We start from the raw sequence: 17,373 nt of genomic DNA on the forward strand, positions 1-17,373 counted from the left end.
GCCCGGTTACATTCCGAACCCGGAAGCTAAGCCCTCCAGCGCCGATGGTACTGCACTCGGGAGGGTGTGGGAGAGTAGGACGCCGCCGGACAATCTTCCAGTCGAGGGGCGCCCCATCCGGGTCGGCCCTCGACTGCGTAGCGCCACAGCTGGCGCAATCAGGAAGGATGTACCCCGTGAGTTCAGGACCGCAGGGCGACGACCGCCCCCGTCGTAACGAGGACCGCACCGACGGGCCGGGTGGGCGAGACCGAGCCCCGCGGCGGGACGACCGCGACCGGCCACCGTACCGAGGCGGCCAGGACAACCGCGGCGGTGCGCGCGGGTACTCCGGAGACCGAGGCGGCGACCGCCGCGAGGGCGGCTTCCGCCCCGGTGGTTCCCGCGGCGGCGACCGTGACCAGGGCTTCCGCGGCGGTGACCGCCGTGAGGGTGGCTTCCGTGGCGGCGACCGTGAGGGCGGCTACCGGTCGGGTCCGCCGCGCGAAGGCGGATTCCGTGGCGGCGATCGGCCCGGAGGCTTCCGTGGCGGTGAGCGCCGCGAGGGTGGTTTCCGCGGTGGCGACCGTGACGGCGCGCCCCGCGAGGGTGGTTTCCGCGGCGGCGACCGTCGTGAGGGCGGCTTCCGTGGCGGCGACCGTGACGGCGCGCCCCGCGAGGGTGGCTTCCGTGGCGGTGACCGTCGTGAGGGTGGCTTCCGTGGTGGCGACCGTCGTGAGGGTGGCTTCCGCGGTGGTGACCGCGAGGGCGGCTACCGCGGTGGAGACCGCCGCGAGGGCCAGGGCGGTGACCGTCGTGAGGGTGGTTTCCGTGGCGGTGAGCGTCGCGAGGGTGGCTTCCGTGGTGGCGACCGTGACGGCGCGCCCCGCGAGGGTGGTTTCCGCGGCGGTGACCGTCGCGAGGGCGGCTTCCGCGGCGGTGAGCGTCGCGAGGGTGGTTTCCGTGGTGGCGACCGTGACGGCGCGCCCCGCGAGGGTGGTTTCCGTGGTGGCGATCGCCGTGAGGGCGGCTTCCGCGGCGGCGACCGTGACGGCGCGCCCCGCGAGGGTGGTTTCCGCGGCGGCGATCGTCGCGAGGGCGGCTTCCGCGGCGGTGACCGTCGTGAGGGTGGTTTCCGTGGTGGCGACCGTGACGGCGCGCCCCGCGAGGGCGGTTTCCGCGGCGGCGATCGTCGCGAGGGTGGCTTCCGTGGTGGCGACCGCGAGGGCGCTCCGCGCGAGGGCGGCTTCCGTGGCGGTGAGCGTCGTGAGGGTGGCTTCCGTGGTGGCGAGCGCCGCGAGGGCGGCTACCGGTCGGGTCCGCCGCGCGAGGGCGGCTTCCGTGGCGGTGACCGTCGCGAGGGTGGTTTCCGCGGCGGCGACCGTGACGGCGCGCCCCGCGAGGGCGGCTTCCGCGGTGGCGAGCGTCGTGAAGGCGGCTTCCGCGGCGGTGACCGTCGCGAGGGTGGCTACCAGGGCGGCGAGCGTCGCGAGGGCGGGTTCCGTGGCGGTGACCGTCGCGAAGGCGGCTACCAGGGCGGCGCGTCCCGCGAGGGCGGCTACCGGGGTGGTGACCGTCGTGAAGGCGGCTTCCGTGGTGGCGACCGCGACGGCGCGCCCCGCGAGGGCGGCTTCCGCGGTGGCGACCGTCGCGAGGGCGGCTTCCGCGGTGGTGACCGTGAGGGCGGCTTCCGTGGCGGCGAGCGGCCGCGCCGGGACGACCGTGGCTTCGACGACCGCCGGCGCGAAGGTGGCTTCGGTGACCGGCGCCGCGAGGATGAGCGCGGTGCGCGTCCGGAGCGGGCGGGTGAGGGCGGTACGGCCCCCGCGTTGCCGGACGAGATCGTCGCGACCGACCTGGACAAGGACGTCCGCGCCGAACTGCTGTCGCTGGCCAAGCCGGTCGCGGACTCCGTGGCCCGGCACCTGGTGGCGACCGGTCAGCTGATCGACGAGGACCCGGCCGAGGCGCTGGCGCACGCGCTGGCCGCCCGACGGCTGGCGTCCCGGATCTCGGCGGTGCGGGAGGCCGTCGGCCTGGCCGCGTACCACGCCGGCGAGTGGCAGACCGCCATCGCCGAGCTGCGGACGTACCACCGGATGACCGGCCTGCAGAGCCACCTGGCGGTGCTGGCCGACTGCGAGCGCGCGCTCGGGCGGCCGGAGCGCGCCATCGACCTGTTCCGCGGCGCCGACCGGGACGCGCTCGACCCGGCCGTCGCCATCGAGCTGCTGATCGTCGCCGCCGGGGCGCGTGGGGATCTCGGCCAGAAGGACGCCGCGGTCGCCATGCTCCAGGTCCGCGAGCTGACCACCGACGTGGCCGAGCCGTGGACGGCCCGGCTCCGCTACGCGTACGCCGATGCGCTGCTCGCGGTCGACCGCCGCGAGGAGGCCCGGGAGTGGTTCGCCCGCGCCTCCGAGGTGGACACCGAGGGTGAGACCGACGCCGCCGAGCGGCTGCTGGAACTCGACGGGGTGGTCATCGAGGGCGACGACGAGGACGAGGAGTCGGCGGAGGAGATCGCCGCCGGTCCGGGTACGCCCGGCACCGTGCCGGCCCGCCCGGACACCGACCTCGTCAGCGACGACGCCGAGCCGGACGCGCCCGCCGAGGTGCTCCCGGAGGCGGCCGACGACGAGGCGCAGGCCGGCGACGACACGGCATCGGTTGACGGCGACGACGCGGCCGACGGCGACGACGAGGCATCCGATGACGATGCCGACCTCAGGACGGTGACCCGTGACGACGCGCTCGGCAGCGGCGGGGCGGACGACCCCGACCTGACCGTGCGCGCCGGAGGGGACGCTCCGGCGGGCCACGACGAGACGGGCCCGGTCGCCCGGTGACCACTGACGCCGGGGCGCGGCTTGTCGACGGGTACGCCCAGGTCGTCTTCGACCTGGACGGTGTGATCTACCTGATCGACCGGCCGATCCCCGGCGCGGTCGAGGCGGTCGGCCGCCTGCACGCCGAGGGCCGGGCGGTCGCGTACGCGACGAACAACGCCTCCCGCCGGTCGAGCGAGGTGGCCGACCTGCTCAGCGGGATGGGCGTGCCGGCCGGGCCCGAGGAGGTGCTGACCTCCGCGGCGGCCGCCGCCGAGCTGCTCCGGGACCGGCTGCCGGCCGGCGCCCCCGTGCTGGTGGTCGGCGCCGAGGCGCTGCGGGCGGAGATCGCCGCGGTCGGCCTCAGCCCGGTCGACCGGGCCGACGAGAAGCCGCACGCGGTGGTGCAGGGGTACGGGCCGCAGGTCGGCTGGACCAACCTGGCCGAGGCGACGGTCGCGGTCCGCGCTGGCGCCACCTGGATCGCCACCAACACCGACCGCACCCTGCCCAGCGGGCGGGGACCGCTGCCCGGCAACGGCGCCCTGGTGGCCGTGCTGCGCACCGCGCTCGGCCGTGAGCCGGACGTCGTGGTCGGCAAGCCCGAGCCGGAACTCTTCGCCACCGCCGCCCGCCGGATCGACGACGGTCGGACCCTGGTGGTCGGGGACCGGCTGGACACCGACATCGAGGGTGCCCGCCGGGCCGGGCTGGACAGCCTGCTCGTGCTCACCGGCGTCAGCGACGTACCCGAACTGCTTGCCGCCGAGCCGGCCCGCCGCCCCACCTTCGTCGCGCACGACCTGGCCGGGCTCTTCGACCCGGCAGCCGTGGTGCGGGTACCGGGCCCGACGGACGCCGGGGGCTGGTCGGTGGCCGCCCGCGACGGCGGTCTGGAGCTGACCGGCGCGGGACGGCCGCTGGACGCCCTCGCCGCGCTCTGCGCGGCGGCATGGTCGGTGCCGGCGGTCCCACCGGTCCGCGCCGGCTCGCCGGACGCCACCCGGGCGCTGACCGCGCTCGGCCTCGCGACCTGATCACCGCCCCCGGGCGCTGACCGCGCTCGGCCTCGCGACCTGAGCACCATCGACCGAGCGCCGACGCGCTCGGCTCAGCCTGCGCGCGACTCAGAGCAACTTGCGCAGCTTCATCAGGTCGAACGGGTTCGCCTTGATCGACACCCGGCGGGACGCGACCGCGCGGGCGATGTCGAGATCGCCCGCGACCAGCGCGACCAGGTCGTCGCTGCTGGTGCTCAGCGCGATCTTGGCTTTCGGGTCGTCGCCGTCGGTCAGGTCGAGCAGCCGGCCGTCGGCGATCCGGCCGTGGAACGCGGTCTCGAGGTCGGTGATCCGGCAGGCGAGCGTCCGATCGAGGTCGACGCGCTCGCGCACCGTCTCGGCGTTGCTGTCGAGCCGGGCGGCTAGCTCCTGCAACGCCTGCCGACACTCGTCCACGCTGGCCACTCGCCGCCTCCTCGCCCTACGCCACGCCGTCCCCGGCACCGTACCGCACAGGCCGGTCCCGGGTGCCCGGTAGCGTGACACCTGCACACCCCCCGCCCCGCGGAAGGACTCAGGCATGCAGGACGCGTGGCGCGCCTACCTCGAGCTGGCCATGGGCCTGACGGAGGCGCCCCGGAAGAAGGCCCAGGACGTGGTCCGCCGACTCGTCGGGTCGGGCGGCGCGACCGCCGCGCAGCTCCAGGCGCTCGGCGAGGAGCTCGTCTCCACCAGCGCGGCGAACCGGGAGGCGCTGACCAAGCTCGTCCGGTTCGAGGTCGACCGGGCGCTCGGCGCGGTCGGGCTCGCCACCGCCGAGGAGGTCGCCGAACTGACCCGCCGGGTGCACGAGCTGGACCGGCAGCTGCGCGATGCCCGGGCCGCGGGCACGCCCGGCGTCGCCGCGCCGGCCGACACCGCGCCGCAGGCCGCCGCGGAGGCCCCGGCCGGGCCGCGCCGCGCCCCGGCCCCGGTGACCGCCGCGCAGACCGGTCCGAAACCGTCGGCCGAGCCGAACACCGGCCCGGGTCCGGTGCCGTCGACCGAGTCGCTCGGCGCGCCGGTCTCCGCGCCGCCGGCCAAGAAGGCCGTGGCGAAGAAGGCGGTCGCGAAGAAGGCCGTGGCGAAGAAGGCGGTGGCCAAGAAGGCCGAGCCCGGCAAGGCGGTGGCACGCAAGTCGCCGGCCGCGCTCACGCCCACCGGCGGGGACGCCGAGCCGGCCCGGCCGCCGCAGAAGGTGGCCCGCAAGCAGCAGCCGGGCGGTGCCGAGTGACCCACCCGACCTCCCGGGGCCGGTCGTGACCGGTCCGCTCCACCCGGGTCCACCGCCGGCCGGCCGCCCCGGCCCACCGCCGTCGGCCCGTCCTGGCCCGCAGCCCGGTGACCCGTCCGCGGCCCGCCCCGGGCCGCCGCCGGGTGGCATGCCGGCAGCCCGCCCGGGGCCGCCGCCGGGTGGCATGCCCGTAGCCCGGCCCGCACCGACGCCCGGGGCGCGACCCGGCTCGCCGCCCGGTGGCGGTGCGCCGTCGTCGGCGCTCGGCGACGACCTGGACGACCAGGGGCACCCGGCGGTCGACGCGGCCGTCCAAGCGATGATCAACGCGGCGTCGCTCGCCCCGGCCGATCAGATCGCCCAGTACGAGGCGGCCTACCAGACGCTGCGCGAGACCCTCGCCACCATCGACCAGTCCTGAGACCGGAGAACCACCCATGGCACGTCGCAACCGGCTGGACGCCGAGCTCGTCCGCCGCGGCCTGGCCCGCTCCCGGGAGCAGGCCGCCGCGCTGGTGGAGGCCGGCCGGGTCCAGCTGCGCGGAGTGCAGGCCCGCAAGCCGGCCGCGATGGTCGACCCCGCCGACCCGCTGCTGGTCACCGGCGAGGACCCGAGTTCCGAGTACGTCTCCCGGGGCGGGCACAAGCTGGCCGGCGCGCTGGCCGCGTTCGGCGGGCTGCCGGTCGCCGGTCGGCGCTGCCTGGACGCCGGGGCGTCGACCGGCGGCTTCACCGACGTGCTGCTGCGCGCCGGTGCGGCCGAGGTGGTCGCGGTGGACGTCGGCTACGGGCAGCTCGCGTGGCCGCTGCGTACCGACGAGCGGGTGCGGGTGCACGAGCGCACCAACGTCCGCTCGCTCACCCCGGAGACCATCGGCGGGCCGGTGGACCTGACCGTCGCCGACCTGTCGTTCATCTCGCTGCGGCTGGTGCTCCCGGCGCTGGCCGGCTGCACCCGCGCCGACGGCGATCTGGCGCTCATGGTGAAGCCCCAGTTCGAGGTCGGCAAGGAACGGGTGGGCACCGGCGGGGTGGTCCGCGACCCGGAGTTGCGCGCCGAGGCGGTGCTCGACGTGGCGGCGGCCGCCGAGCAGCTCGGGCTGGGCCTGGCGGACGTGGCGGCCAGCCCGCTGCCGGGGCCGAGCGGCAACGTCGAGTTCTTCGTATGGTTACGCCGGGACGCGTCGCCTGCCGACCCGCAACGGGTGCGGGCGGTGGTCGCGGCCGGGCCGGAGGGCCCCACGACGTCCGGCGCGGTGCCGGGCTCGGCGGCGGAGGAGGTCGCAGGGTGAGCGCGAGGAGCGGGCGTTGCACGGCGGGCGCGGACCGGCCGGTCGCCGGCCGGCGGTGCGTCGCGACCCGAGGGCGGGCCCGGTGAGCCGGACCGCCCTGCTGGTCACCCACACCGGCCGGCGACGCAGCACCGAGCACGCCCGGGCGGTTGCCGGCGACCTGATCGCCGCCGGTTTCGAGGTACGCGTGGTGGCCGAGGAGGCCGACGACCTCGACCTGCCCGGCGTCGTCCCGGTGACGGGGCTGGCGGCCGCCGACGGCGCCGAGATCGTCTTCGCGCTCGGCGGGGACGGCACGTTCCTGCGGGCGGCGGAGCTGGCCCGGCCGGCCAAGGCGCCGCTGCTCGGCATCAACCTCGGCAAGGTCGGCTTCCTCGCCGAGGCCGAGATCGGCGACCTGGACAGCGCGGTACGCGACGTGGTCTCGCGCAACTACACCGTCGACGAGCGGCTCACCCTCGACGTCACCGCCGAGTTCGACGGCGGGCCGACGATCGAGTCCTGGGCGCTCAACGAGATCAGCGTCGAGAAGGGGGAGCGGGCCCAGATGCTCGAGCTCCTCGTCGACGTGGACGGCCGGCCGCTGTCCCGGTACGGCTGCGACGGGGTGGTCTGCGCGACCCCCACCGGTTCCACCGCGTACGCGTTCTCCGGTGGGGGGCCGGTGGTCTGGCCGGAGGTGGAGGCGCTGCTGCTGGTGCCGATCAGCGCGCACGCGCTGTTCAGCCGGCCGCTGGTGACCGCGCCGACGTCGACCTTCGTGATCACCGTGGATCCGTTCACCACCCTCGCGGTGCTCTCCTGCGACGGGCGGCGGGTCTACGACCTGCCGCCGGGCGCCCGGGTGACGGTGCGCCGCGGCGCGCTGCCGGTGCGGATCGTCCGGCTGCGCGACCGGCCGTTCACCGACCGGTTGGTGGCCAAGTTCGGGTTGCCGGTGCACGGCTGGCGCGGCTCGCGTCGCTGACGCGCCCGCGCCGCCGAACCGGCGCCGATCGTGCTCCGGCGCGGACCGGCGACGGCCCCGAAGACACCACGATCTCGGCGGTAACCTGCCCGACATCTGCGGGTCCGTCAGGTGCCCGCCGGATGTCCACCTGGCGACATGTCGCCGGTGCGGCGGGCCGCAGCTAGTGACCGTGCAGTGATCTGCGCCGCAAACTCCGATCGGTCGATCTTCACCAGAGACCGGCCCCTGGAGTAGAGGAGCGCATCGCATGCACAGGCCCCCTCGCTGGCTCGCCGCCGGCGCGGTCGGCGCGTTGGTCGTCGGACTCGCCGCACCGGCGTCCGCCGACCCGTCCGCCCGGCCCACTGGCCCTACCCCGGCCACGCCCGCCCCGGGCACCGCGCCCGTCCACATCACCCTGATCACCGGCGACCAGGTCGACCTCGTCCAGGCGGCACCCGGCCGGGTCGCCGCCACCGTCCGCCCCGGCCCCGGCCGTGAGCGGATCACCTTCCACACCGTCGAGGCCGACGGCGGTGTGCGGGTGCTGCCCAGCGACGTCGTGCCGTACCTCTCCGCCGGGGTGCTCGACCCCGACCTGTTCGACGTGCAGGAATTGGCCGCCAACGGGTACGGCGACGCCGCGCAGGGCTCGCTGCCGCTGATCGTCCGCTACCAGGAGCCGGCGGCCGGTCGGGTCCGGCCGCTCGCCGGCGCCACCGACGCCCGCCCGCTGGAGAGCATCAACGGCGCGGCGCTGCGAGTCGGCAAGGGCGACCTCGGTGGCCTGTGGACGACGTTGCGCGCCACCCCGCAGGCCCGTACCGCCGGTTCGCCGGCCCGGCTCGGCGCCGGTGTCGCCCGGATCTGGCTGGACGGGAAGGTCCGCCCGGCGCTGGAGCACAGCGTGCCGCAGATCGGCGCTCCGGCGGCCTGGGCCGCCGGCCGGGACGGCAAGGGCGTCCGGGTCGCGGTGCTCGACACCGGCGTCGACTCGACCCACCCTGACCTGGCCGGTCGCATCGCCGAGGCGCAGGACTTCTCCGGCAGCGGCAGCGCCCGCGACGGGCACGGCCACGGCACCCACGTGGCGGCCACCATCGCCGGCAGCGGCGCCGCCTCCGAAGGGTTGCGCAAGGGCGTCGCCCCCGGCGCGCAGCTGCTGGTCGGCAAGGTGCTCGACGACGGCGGCTCCGGCTACAGCTCGTCCATCATCGCGGGCATGGAGTGGGCCGCCCACTCCGGCGCAAAGGTGGTCAGCATGAGCCTCGGCGGCTCCGCGAGCGACGGCACCGACCCGATGAGCCAGGCGGTCAACGACCTGACCGCCGAGACCGGGGCACTCTTCGTCATCGCCGCGGGCAACGAGGGCACGCCGCGTTCCGTCGGCTCGCCGGGCGCGGCCACCGCGGCGCTCACCGTCGGCGCGGTGGACCGCGACGACAACCTGGCCGACTTCTCCAGCCGCGGCCCGCGGCTCGGCGACAACGGCCTGAAGCCGGAGATCACCGCGCCGGGCGTCGGCATCATCGCCGCCCGGGCCGCCGGCACCACCATGGGTACGCCGGTGGGCGACGCGTACACCACCGCGTCCGGCACCTCGATGGCCACCCCGCACGTCGCCGGCGCGGCCGCGATCCTCGCCCAGGACCACCCGGACTGGACCGCCGGAAAGCTCAAGGACGCGCTGGTCAGCACCACCAAGGCGAACCCGGAGCTGACCGTCTTCGAGCAGGGCGGCGGCCGGGTCGACGTGGCCCGGGCGCTGTCCCAGCGGGTGTACGGCTCGGCCACCGCGGACTTCGGTCGCATCTCCACCGGCGACGCGACGGTCGAGCGGAGCGTCACGTACACCAACGGCACCGCGGCCCCGCAGACCCTGCGGCTGGCCCTGGAGCTGCGCAACCTGGACAGTGGCGCGGCCGAGCCCGACGGGGTCAGCGTCGGCGGCGGCGAGGTGACCGTGCCGGCCGGCGGCAGCGTGGCCGTGCCGCTGCGCGCCGACCCGGCGAAGCTGGCCCGCGGCCCGCACGGCGGGTGGCTGGTGGCCACCGGCGCGGACGGCGTCGCGGTGCGTACCGCCGTCGGGCTCACCCTGAGCGGCCCGGTGCACACGGTCACCGTGAAGGTGCTGGACCTGCAGGGGCAGCCGGGCCTGGCGCCCGTGCTCACCCTCTTCGGCGAGCAGCCCGAGTCCGACTTCATCGGCTGGGTCGGCGGTGAGACGCAGGTGCAGGTCGAGGAGGGCCCGTACCTGGTCGAGGCGCTGATCGAGCACGGCGCGCCGCTGGACGAGCAGATCACCCTGGCCACCGACCCGGAGCTGATGGTCACCCGGGACGTCACGGTGGTGCTCGACCCCCGCAAGGGCACCCCGGTGCGGATCGAGACGCCGAAGCCGGCCGAGCAGCGAGCCGCGATCAGCTTCTACGAGCACCGGATCTTCGGCAACGGCCGGCAGGTCGACCACGGCGTGATGACCTTCAGCACCATCCAGCAGGTCAACGTCACGCCGACCCGCGCGGTGCGCCAGGGCGAGTTCGAGTTCTCCTCGCGCTGGCAACTGGTCGCCCCGATGGTGGACGCGAAGATCAGTGGGGTCTCCGGTCCGCTGGACATCAACCTGATGGGCTACTCGCCGGCGCCGACCGGGCGGCAGAAGCTGCCGCTGGTCTGGGCCGGCACCGGCACCCCCGCCGAGCTGACCCGGGTGCGCGGCGCCGCGGCGCTGCTCGTCACCAACCCGGACGCCTCGGAGGAGGAGCAGATCGCGGCGGCCGCGGCGGCCGGTGCGAAGTCGGTGCTCATCGTCCGGCCGGCGGACCAGAGCGCGTGGACGGTCTGGACCCCGCAGGGGGACCGGCTGGCCCTTCCCTCGATGGCGGTGGCGAACGACGACGGCCAGCGGTTGATCGCGGCGGCCCGCAAGGGTCGGGCGACGATCGACCTGACGCTGACCGTCGACAGCCCCTACCTGTACGACGTGTGGCAGGTCTCGAAGGGCCGGGTGCCGGAGCGGATCGTGCACACGGTCACCGCGAAGAACACCGCCGAGGTGAGCGCCGACTACGGTGACGTCGGCGGCTCGGAGTGGGCCACCGAACAGCGGTTCGGATGGCGTCCGTGGCAGGAGACCTCCTGGAACGACGACCAGCGGCTGGTGCGTACCGGCACCACCCGGCAGGAGTTCGTCAGCGCCGGGGACGCCTGGTGGCAGCACCGGGTGCTGCACCGGGTCACCTGGTCCTGGGGGCGGCTGCTCGGCGGGCTGACCCAGCAGCCCCGGCGCTACGCCGCCGACGACCGGGACACCGAGAGCTGGCACGCCCCGGTGGTCCGGCCGGCCGTGCCGGCCGGCGGCGGGGTGCCGGTGCCGACCCGCACCGGGGACACCCTGGACCTGCGGGTGGCCGAGTTCGTCGACGCCGCGGGCAACTACAGCCCGGCCGGCGGCGGCGAGGAGGCGGACACCGTCGAGGCCCGGCTCAGCCGTAACGGGAAGCAGATCGCCGACCTCTCCGGCGGCTGGGCGTCGGTGCCCACCACCGCGGAGTCGGCCCGTTACCGGCTGGACCTGGCCACGCAGCGCAGCTCGGACGAGTGGCGCTACGCCACCCGTACCGAGACGGCCTGGCAGTTCACCTCGGCCCGCCCGGCCGGGGACGCGGCCAAGGCGCTGCCGCTGCTCCAGGTCGACTACCGGGTCCCCGCCGACCTGCGCGGTGAGGTGCGGGGCAACACGTCGCACAAGCTCGGGCTGACCCTGCGCCAGCCGACCGGCGTCTCGGCGCCGACCGGCACCAGCCTGCGGGTCGAGGTATCGTTCGACGGCGGGAAGAAGTGGCGGTCGGTGCCGGTGCACGGCTCCGGCACGCGGTTCACCGCGACGGTGCCGGCCGGCCGCGGCGCGGTGTCGCTGCGGGTGCACGCCGGCGACCGGGCCGGCAACACCGTCGAGCAGACCGTGATCGACGCGTACGGGCTGCGCTGACGCACGCGGGGCGGGGCGGCCGTCGGCCGTCCCGCCCCCTCGTGGTTCAGATCCAGCCGCGCCGGGCGACCTGGAAGGCCAGACCGGGCCGGGTGTCCACGCCGGCGACCGCCATCAGGTCGGCGAGCCGGCGCTGCACGGTACGCCGGCTCACCCCCAGCTGCGAGGCGATGGACTTGTCCGGCACCCCGGCCACGAAGAGCGACAGCAGCCGGGCCTCGTCGGCGTCGGGCCGGTAGCCCTCGCCGCCGCGGTCGACCGGTGGGAGCGACGAGCGCAGCGGCGTGGCCATCAGCCAATGGCTCTCGAAGAGGGCGAGCAGCGCGTCGAGCAGCTGACTGCGGCCGATCACCGCGGCGCTCGGCTCACCGTCGCCCGGCTTCGGCACCAGCGGGCAGATCGCCGTCTGAGCGTCCACGATGGCCAGCCGGACCGGCAGCCGGTCGAGGACCCGGGCCTGCTCACCGGCGCGTACGCCCTGCTCGACATCGGCCAGCGCACCCGGTTCGAGGAGCATCTCGCGTTCGTAGATCGCCCGGTAGCGGACCCCGCGAGACAGCGCGTCGAACTCCTCGACGTTCTCCTGGCCGAGCATGGCCAGCGGGCTCGCCCGGCAGAACCAGAGCACCTCGACGCGGGCGGCGTTCTGCAGGTCACGCAGGCGCTCGCGCAGGGCCTGTGCGCCGGTGATCACCTCGACCAGGTGGTCGACGTCGTGCCGGCGCATCCCGGCCCGGTAGTCCTCGGTGAGCTGGGTGACCGCCGCGCGGGCCGCCTCCAGCGCCTCCTGCCGGCGTAGCAGCGCCCCACCGAGCGCCACGTCCGGGGCCAGCGGCCGCAGCGGCGCGTCCGGCTCCGGCCCGGTCGGCAGCACCAGCCCCTTCGCGCGCAGCGCGTCGAGCTGGGCGACGATCTCCACGCGGGGGCGGCGCAGCCGCTCGGCCAGCTCCTCGACCCGCGCCGTGGTGAGCTGCACCAGGCTGCGGTAGAGGTCCTCCTCGCCTGCGGTCAGGCCGATCACGTCCAACACGGGGCTGAACTGTACGACGCCGCCGTCCGCAGCACGACGCACCCCGCGTCGGCTGGTCAACTGTCGGGCCTCGCGTCTACTGTCGGTTGCTGTGCTGGAAGAGCTGCGCATCACCGGACTGGGCGTCATCGAGGACACCACCCTGCCGTTGACCGGCGGGATGAACGTCATCACCGGCGAGACCGGTGCGGGCAAGACCATGGTGGTGACCGGCCTCGGCCTGCTCTTCGGCGGCCGGGCCGACGCCGGTCGGGTGCGCGCCCAGCCCGGCCGGGCGATGGTGGAGGGGCGGCTGCGCCTGGCCGGCCGGGTGGCCGAGACGGTGCACGCCCGGATCAGCGACGCCGGCGGCGAGCCCGACGAGGACGGCTCGCTGCTGCTGAGCCGCACGGTCACCGTCGAGGGCCGGTCCCGGGCGCACCTGGGCGGCCGGAGCATGCCGGTGTCGATGCTCGGCGAGGTCGGCGAGCAGGCGGTCGCGGTGCACGGGCAGTCCGACCAGCTGCGGCTGCTGCGTCCGGCCGAGCAGCGGGCCGCGCTGGACCGGTTCGCCGGGCCGGAGCACGAGAAGCTGCTCGACGCGCTGCGGGAGGCCTACACGGGCTGGCGGCGGGTGGTCGACGACCTGACCGACCGGCGGCGCAACGCCCGCGAGCGCAACCAGGAGGCCGATCTGCTGCGGCTGGGCCTGGACGAGATCACCCGGGTCGACCCGCAGCCGGGTGAGGACGACGACCTGCGCGCCGAGGCGCAGCGGCTGGAGCACGCCGAGGGGCTGCGTACCGCGGCGCAGCTCGCGCAGCAGTGCGTGGCCGGCGGTGCGGAGGCGGCTGACGACACCCCCGACGCGAGCACCCTGCTCGGCACCGCCCGGCGCACCCTCGAGGCGCAGACCGGCACCGACCCGGCCCTGGGCGAGCTGGCGGCCCGGCTCGAGGAGGCCGCGACCCTGGTCACCGACGTCTCCGCCGAGCTGTCGGCCTACCTCGCCACGCTCGACGCCGACCCGGCCCGGCTGCAGGCCGTCTACGAGCGGCGGGCCGCGCTGCGCGGGCTGACCCGCAAGTACGCCGACGACGTCGACGGGGTGATCGCCTGGGCCGAGCGGGCCCGCACCCGACTGTCCGAGCTGGACACCTCCGACGATCTGCTGGACGAGCTGGACCGCGAGGGGCAGCGCCTGGCCGCCGAGGTGGCCGAGCTGGCCGGTCGGGTGTCGGCGTCCCGGCAGGAGGCGGCGGTCCGGTTCGCCGAGCAGGTCACCGTCGAGCTGGCCGGGCTGGCCATGCCGCACGCCCGTATCGAGGTGGCGGTGCTGCCCCGGCCGGCCGGTCGGGCCGAGCCGACGCTTGCCGTGGGCGGCGTCGAGGTGGGCGTCGGTCCCGACGGCGGCGACGAGGTCGAGCTGCGGTTGCTGGCCCATCCGGGCGCGCCGGCGCTGCCGCTGCAGCGGGGGGCCTCCGGCGGTGAGCTGTCCCGGGTGATGCTCGCCATCGAGGTGGTCTTCGCCGGCTCCGGCGGTCCGCCCACCCTGGTCTTCGACGAGGTCGACGCCGGCGTCGGCGGTCAGGCGGCGGTGGAGATCGGGCGCCGGCTGGCCCGCCTCGCCCGCAGCCACCAGGTGCTGGTCGTCACCCACCTGCCGCAGGTCGCCGCGTTCGCCGACCGGCACCTGGTGGTGGCGAAGGACACCGGCGGCGCGGTGACCACGAGCGGGGTCCGGGTGGTGGAGGACACCGAGCGCGCCCGGGAGCTGGCCCGGATGCTCGCGGGTTTGCCCGACTCGGATCTGGGTATCGCACACGCCGAGGAGCTCCTGGCCGTGGCCGCCAAGGAAAGGCGGTTGTGACCGCCGGTATTGTGAGCGCAAGCACACCAGCCTGCGCTCCGGTGTGCTTCCCTGGGTAGGCGGCCCTGCTCAGGCATGTCGCGACAGAAATGCCTGCCCCACATGCCAGGATGGTCACGATGCGTCTACCCACGTTGCGCCGGACCCGGAACGCGGTACCGGGTGTTCTCCTCGGCACCGCGCGCCTCGATCGCCGGACGAAACGCCTGGTCGGCCGGCTGCGCCCCGGTGACATCGCGGTGATCGACCACGTCGACCTGGACCGGGTCGCGGCGGATTCCCTGGTCGCCGTCGGCGTCGCGGCAGTGCTCAACGCGAAGCCGTCGGTCTCCGGCCGCTATCCGAACCTCGGTCCGGAGGTGCTGGTCGGCGCGGGCATCCCGCTCCTGGACGACCTGGGCGAGGGGGTCTTCGAGCGGATCCGCGAGGGCGACACCGTGCGGATCGAGGGCAACACCGTCTATGTCGGTGACGAGCCGGTCGCGCACGGCAACCTGCAGGACGCCGAGACGGTGGCCAAGTCCATGGCCGACGCCCGGGAGGGGCTCTCGGTGCAGTTGGAGGCGTTCGCCGCCAACACCATGGACTACCTCAAGCAGGAGCGCGACCTGCTGCTCGACGGCGTGGGCGTGCCGGAGATCGAGACGCAGATCCAGGGGCGGCACTGCCTGATCGTGGTCCGCGGCTACGACTACAAGGCCGACCTGGACGTGCTGCGCCCCTACATCCGGGAGTTCAAGCCGGTGCTGATCGGCGTCGACGGCGGCGCCGACGCGCTGGTCGAGGCGGGTTACACCCCCGACATGATCATCGGCGACATGGACTCGGTCACCGACGACGTGCTGCGCTGCGGCGCCGAGGTGATCGTGCACGCCTACCCGGACGGGCGGGCGCCCGGGCTGGCCCGGGTGACCGGGCTCGACGTCCCGGCGGTGCTCTTTCCGGCCGCCGCGACGAGCGAGGATCTCGCCATGCTGCTGGCCGACGAGAAGGGCGCCTCGCTGCTGGTCGCCGTCGGCACCCACGCCACCCTGGTGGAGTTCCTCGACAAGGGCCGCGGCGGCATGGCCTCGACGTTCCTCACCCGGCTGAAGGTCGGCGGCAAGCTGGTCGACGCCAAGGGCGTGAGCCGGCTCTACCGGCAGAGCATCTCCGGCTCCTCGCTGCTGCTGCTGGTGCTCTCGGCGGTTGCCGCGATGGCCTCCGCGGTGGCCGTCTCCACGGTCGGGAAGGCATACCTGGGCGTGGTCTCCGAGTGGTGGGACAATTTCGTGTTCCAGCTGGGCCAGCTCTTCTAGCTCCCCCGACGATCAAGAGGCTGCAAGCGTGATCAACTTCCGGTACCACGTGGTGTCGCTGACCGCGGTGTTCCTGGCCCTGGCCATCGGGCTGGTGGTCGGCACGGCCGCCCTCAACGGTCCGGTGGCCGACTCGCTCAAGGAGCAGGTCACCGCGCTGCGCAAGGACAACCAGCAGATGCGTCAGACGGTCAACAACGTCGAGAAGCAGCTGGAGTCGGAGGAGGCCTTCGCGGCCGAGATCTCCCAGGTCGTTCTGCCCGGCAAGCTCGCCGGCCGCCGGGTGCTGGTGCTGAGCCTGCCCACCGGGCGCGACCAGACCGAGGGCGTGCTGAAGATGCTGCAGATGGCCGGGGCGGACGTCACGGGCCGGGTCGACCTGCAGGACAAGTTCATCAACCCGGACAACAACAACAACCTGCTCGAGCTGGCGGTCACCGCCGCCCGCCCGACCAGCGCGCAGACCAGCGGCCTGCCCGGTAACGGACACGGCGTGGAGACCTCCAGCGCCCTGCTGGCCAGCGTGCTGCTGGACCGGCCGGGCGTCGCACCGGTCAGCGAGGCCGACCGGCGGGCGGTGGTCGCCGCCTACACCAACGCCGGCTACCTCACCACCGAGGACCGGGTCACCGGCCCGGCGGAGGCGGTCGTGGTGGTCAGCGGCCAGCCGTACGTCGACAAGGACTCCGCCAAGAAGGACGAGTCGGTGGTCAAGATCGCCGAGCAGTTCGACCGCACCGGCGCCATCGTGGTCGGCGGCAACGGCTCGGCCGGCGGCAACCTGGTGGCCATCGTGCGCGGTGACCCGGTGCTCTCGCAGACCATCTCCACCGTCGACAACGCCAACACCATCCAGGGCCAGCTGGTCACCACGCTCGCGCTGGTGCAGCAGCTCACCGAGAAGAAGGCCGGCCAGTACGGCGTCGGCGACAACGTCGCGTCGCTGCTGCCTAAACTGCCCCAGTGAGCGAACCGAAGCCCCGGATGTCCGCCGACGAACCGATCGGAGTCACCGCGTGAGGATGCTGGCCCGGCTGTTGACCGCCGGCGCCGGGGCGGTCGCCGCCCGGTACGCGCTGCGTGAGGTGCGCACCTCGCCGGCCGGCCCCGCCCTGCAACGGACCAACTTCCGCGGCCGTACGGTCACCCTCGCCGCCGGGCCCGCGCTCGCGGCCGGCGCGACGGGCGCAGGGGCGCTCGGCGCCACCAGCGTCGCCGCCGGCGCTGCGGCGCTGGTCGCCGGGGCCGGCGCCGGCGCCGTAGGGCTCTACGACGACGTGGTCGGCGCCCGGCCCGAGCAGAAGGCCGCAAAGGGCTTCACCGGGCACCTCGCCGCGCTGCGCGAGGGCCGGGTCACCGCCGGCCTCATCAAGATCGTCGGGGTGGGCGCCGCCGGGCTCGGCGCGGCGGCGCTGCTCGCCGCCGACCCCCGGGTCGCCGGGCACCGCCGCCGCCAGCAGCAGGGGACGCTCGGGCGCGGCGTCGACGTCCTGCTCGGCGCCGGCGTGGTCGCCGGCACCGCCAACCTGCTCAACCTGCTCGACCTACGCCCCGGCCGGGCGCTCAAGTCCGGCCTGCTGCTCGGCGCGCCGCTGACCGGCGGCCCGCACGGCGGGATCGCCGCCGGCGCGGTCGGCGCCGCCGCCGGGCTGCTCCCGGCCGACCTCGGCGAGGAGGTGATGCTCGGCGACAGCGGCGCGAACGCCCTCGGCGCGCTGCTCGGCGTCGCGCTCGCCGCCCGCACCGGCCCGCTGGGCCGCGCCGGCGTCCTCGCCGTGCTCGCCGGCCTCACCGCGGCCAGCGAGAAGGTCAGCTTCACCCAGGTGATCCATCGAACCCCCGGGTTGCGTGAGCTCGACGCGCTGGGCCGACGCGCCGACTGA

Annotated in this window: 14 protein-coding genes and 1 rRNA gene; 12 read left to right on the forward strand and 3 right to left on the reverse strand. The window is 75.3% G+C overall.

Annotated features, from left to right (window positions below):
* Positions 1-91: ribosomal RNA gene (rrf, locus tag ACIBBA_RS31185) — 5S ribosomal RNA — on the forward strand; the annotation flags it as partial.
* A gap of 91 nt (positions 92-182) precedes the next feature.
* On the opposite strand, the gene ACIBBA_RS31190 is transcribed toward rrf, so the two are convergent.
* Positions 183-1,904, reverse strand: a complete 1,722-nt coding sequence (locus ACIBBA_RS31190) for a hypothetical protein (RefSeq protein ID WP_396702118.1) — start codon at positions 1,902-1,904, stop codon at positions 183-185.
* Between ACIBBA_RS31190 and ACIBBA_RS31195 the strand changes: the two genes are divergently transcribed.
* Together ACIBBA_RS31195 and ACIBBA_RS31200 are read left to right on the forward strand one after the other, a co-directional pair.
* Complete coding sequence (locus ACIBBA_RS31195; RefSeq protein ID WP_396702235.1) at positions 1,893-2,828, forward strand: tetratricopeptide repeat protein; 936 nt, start codon at positions 1,893-1,895, stop codon at positions 2,826-2,828. The genes ACIBBA_RS31190 and ACIBBA_RS31195 overlap by 12 nt on opposite strands.
* Complete coding sequence (locus tag ACIBBA_RS31200) at positions 2,825-3,844, forward strand: HAD-IIA family hydrolase (protein ID WP_396702120.1); 1,020 nt, start codon at positions 2,825-2,827, stop codon at positions 3,842-3,844. The genes ACIBBA_RS31195 and ACIBBA_RS31200 overlap by 4 nt, the downstream gene beginning before the upstream one ends.
* A gap of 90 nt (positions 3,845-3,934) precedes the next feature.
* Here ACIBBA_RS31200 and ACIBBA_RS31205 read toward each other — a convergent pair whose 3' ends face one another.
* Entirely contained in the window at positions 3,935-4,273 is a 339-nt protein-coding gene (locus ACIBBA_RS31205; protein WP_396702122.1) for an SCP2 sterol-binding domain-containing protein, read from the reverse strand.
* 115 nt (positions 4,274-4,388) lie between these two features.
* Between ACIBBA_RS31205 and ACIBBA_RS31210 the strand changes: the two genes are divergently transcribed.
* The 5 genes from ACIBBA_RS31210 to ACIBBA_RS31230 all read left to right on the forward strand — a co-directional run bounded on the left by ACIBBA_RS31210 (position 4,389) and on the right by ACIBBA_RS31230 (position 11,313).
* Positions 4,389-5,081 (forward strand): hypothetical protein, encoded by a 693-nt coding sequence (locus tag ACIBBA_RS31210; RefSeq protein WP_396702124.1) that lies wholly within the window; start codon positions 4,389-4,391, stop codon positions 5,079-5,081.
* Positions 5,082-5,229: 148 nt separating this feature from the next.
* The gene (locus ACIBBA_RS31215) at positions 5,230-5,502 is read left to right on the forward strand and encodes a hypothetical protein (RefSeq protein ID WP_396702126.1); all 273 of its coding nucleotides are present in this window, start codon (positions 5,230-5,232) and stop codon (positions 5,500-5,502) included.
* 16 nt (positions 5,503-5,518) lie between these two features.
* Complete coding sequence (locus ACIBBA_RS31220; RefSeq protein WP_396702128.1) at positions 5,519-6,373, forward strand: TlyA family RNA methyltransferase; 855 nt, start codon at positions 5,519-5,521, stop codon at positions 6,371-6,373.
* Positions 6,374-6,455: 82 nt separating this feature from the next.
* On the forward strand, positions 6,456-7,340 hold the full coding sequence (locus ACIBBA_RS31225) for an NAD kinase (protein WP_396702130.1): 885 nt from the start codon (positions 6,456-6,458) through the stop codon (positions 7,338-7,340).
* A gap of 250 nt (positions 7,341-7,590) precedes the next feature.
* A complete protein-coding gene (locus tag ACIBBA_RS31230; RefSeq protein ID WP_396702132.1) occupies positions 7,591-11,313 on the forward strand; it encodes a S8 family serine peptidase in 3,723 nt (1,240 codons plus the stop codon).
* A gap of 46 nt (positions 11,314-11,359) precedes the next feature.
* Here the strand turns inward: ACIBBA_RS31230 and ACIBBA_RS31235 are convergent, their stop codons facing one another.
* The gene (locus ACIBBA_RS31235; RefSeq protein ID WP_396702134.1) at positions 11,360-12,343 is read right to left on the reverse strand and encodes a helix-turn-helix domain-containing protein; all 984 of its coding nucleotides are present in this window, start codon (positions 12,341-12,343) and stop codon (positions 11,360-11,362) included.
* Positions 12,344-12,434: 91 nt separating this feature from the next.
* Between ACIBBA_RS31235 and recN the strand changes: the two genes are divergently transcribed.
* From recN to ACIBBA_RS31255, 4 genes are all read left to right on the forward strand, one after another.
* Positions 12,435-14,192 (forward strand): DNA repair protein RecN, encoded by a 1,758-nt coding sequence (gene recN / locus ACIBBA_RS31240; protein ID WP_396702136.1) that lies wholly within the window; start codon positions 12,435-12,437, stop codon positions 14,190-14,192.
* Positions 14,193-14,311: 119 nt separating this feature from the next.
* A complete protein-coding gene (gene steA / locus ACIBBA_RS31245; protein ID WP_396702138.1) occupies positions 14,312-15,490 on the forward strand; it encodes a putative cytokinetic ring protein SteA in 1,179 nt (392 codons plus the stop codon).
* A gap of 28 nt (positions 15,491-15,518) precedes the next feature.
* Complete coding sequence (locus ACIBBA_RS31250) at positions 15,519-16,457, forward strand: copper transporter (RefSeq protein ID WP_396702140.1); 939 nt, start codon at positions 15,519-15,521, stop codon at positions 16,455-16,457.
* Positions 16,458-16,512: 55 nt separating this feature from the next.
* On the forward strand, positions 16,513-17,373 hold the full coding sequence (locus tag ACIBBA_RS31255) for a hypothetical protein (protein ID WP_396702237.1): 861 nt from the start codon (positions 16,513-16,515) through the stop codon (positions 17,371-17,373).

Source organism: Micromonospora sp. NPDC051006, assembly GCF_044456245.1.
Taxonomy (GTDB): domain Bacteria; phylum Actinomycetota; class Actinomycetes; order Mycobacteriales; family Micromonosporaceae; genus Micromonospora.

Excerpts from the sequence above, each read along its gene's own strand:
- ACIBBA_RS31215 (WP_396702126.1), top strand. The coding sequence starts at position 5,230 with ATGCCGGCAGCCCGCCCGGGGCCGCCGCCGGGTGGCATGCCCGTAGCC.
- ACIBBA_RS31210 (WP_396702124.1), top strand. The coding sequence starts at position 4,389 with ATGCAGGACGCGTGGCGCGCCTACCTCGAGCTGGCCATGGGCCTGACG.
- ACIBBA_RS31230 (WP_396702132.1), top strand. The coding sequence starts at position 7,591 with ATGCACAGGCCCCCTCGCTGGCTCGCCGCCGGCGCGGTCGGCGCGTTG.
- ACIBBA_RS31220 (WP_396702128.1), top strand. The coding sequence starts at position 5,519 with ATGGCACGTCGCAACCGGCTGGACGCCGAGCTCGTCCGCCGCGGCCTG.
- ACIBBA_RS31255 (WP_396702237.1), top strand. The coding sequence starts at position 16,513 with ATGCTGGCCCGGCTGTTGACCGCCGGCGCCGGGGCGGTCGCCGCCCGG.
- steA (WP_396702138.1), top strand. The coding sequence starts at position 14,312 with ATGCGTCTACCCACGTTGCGCCGGACCCGGAACGCGGTACCGGGTGTT.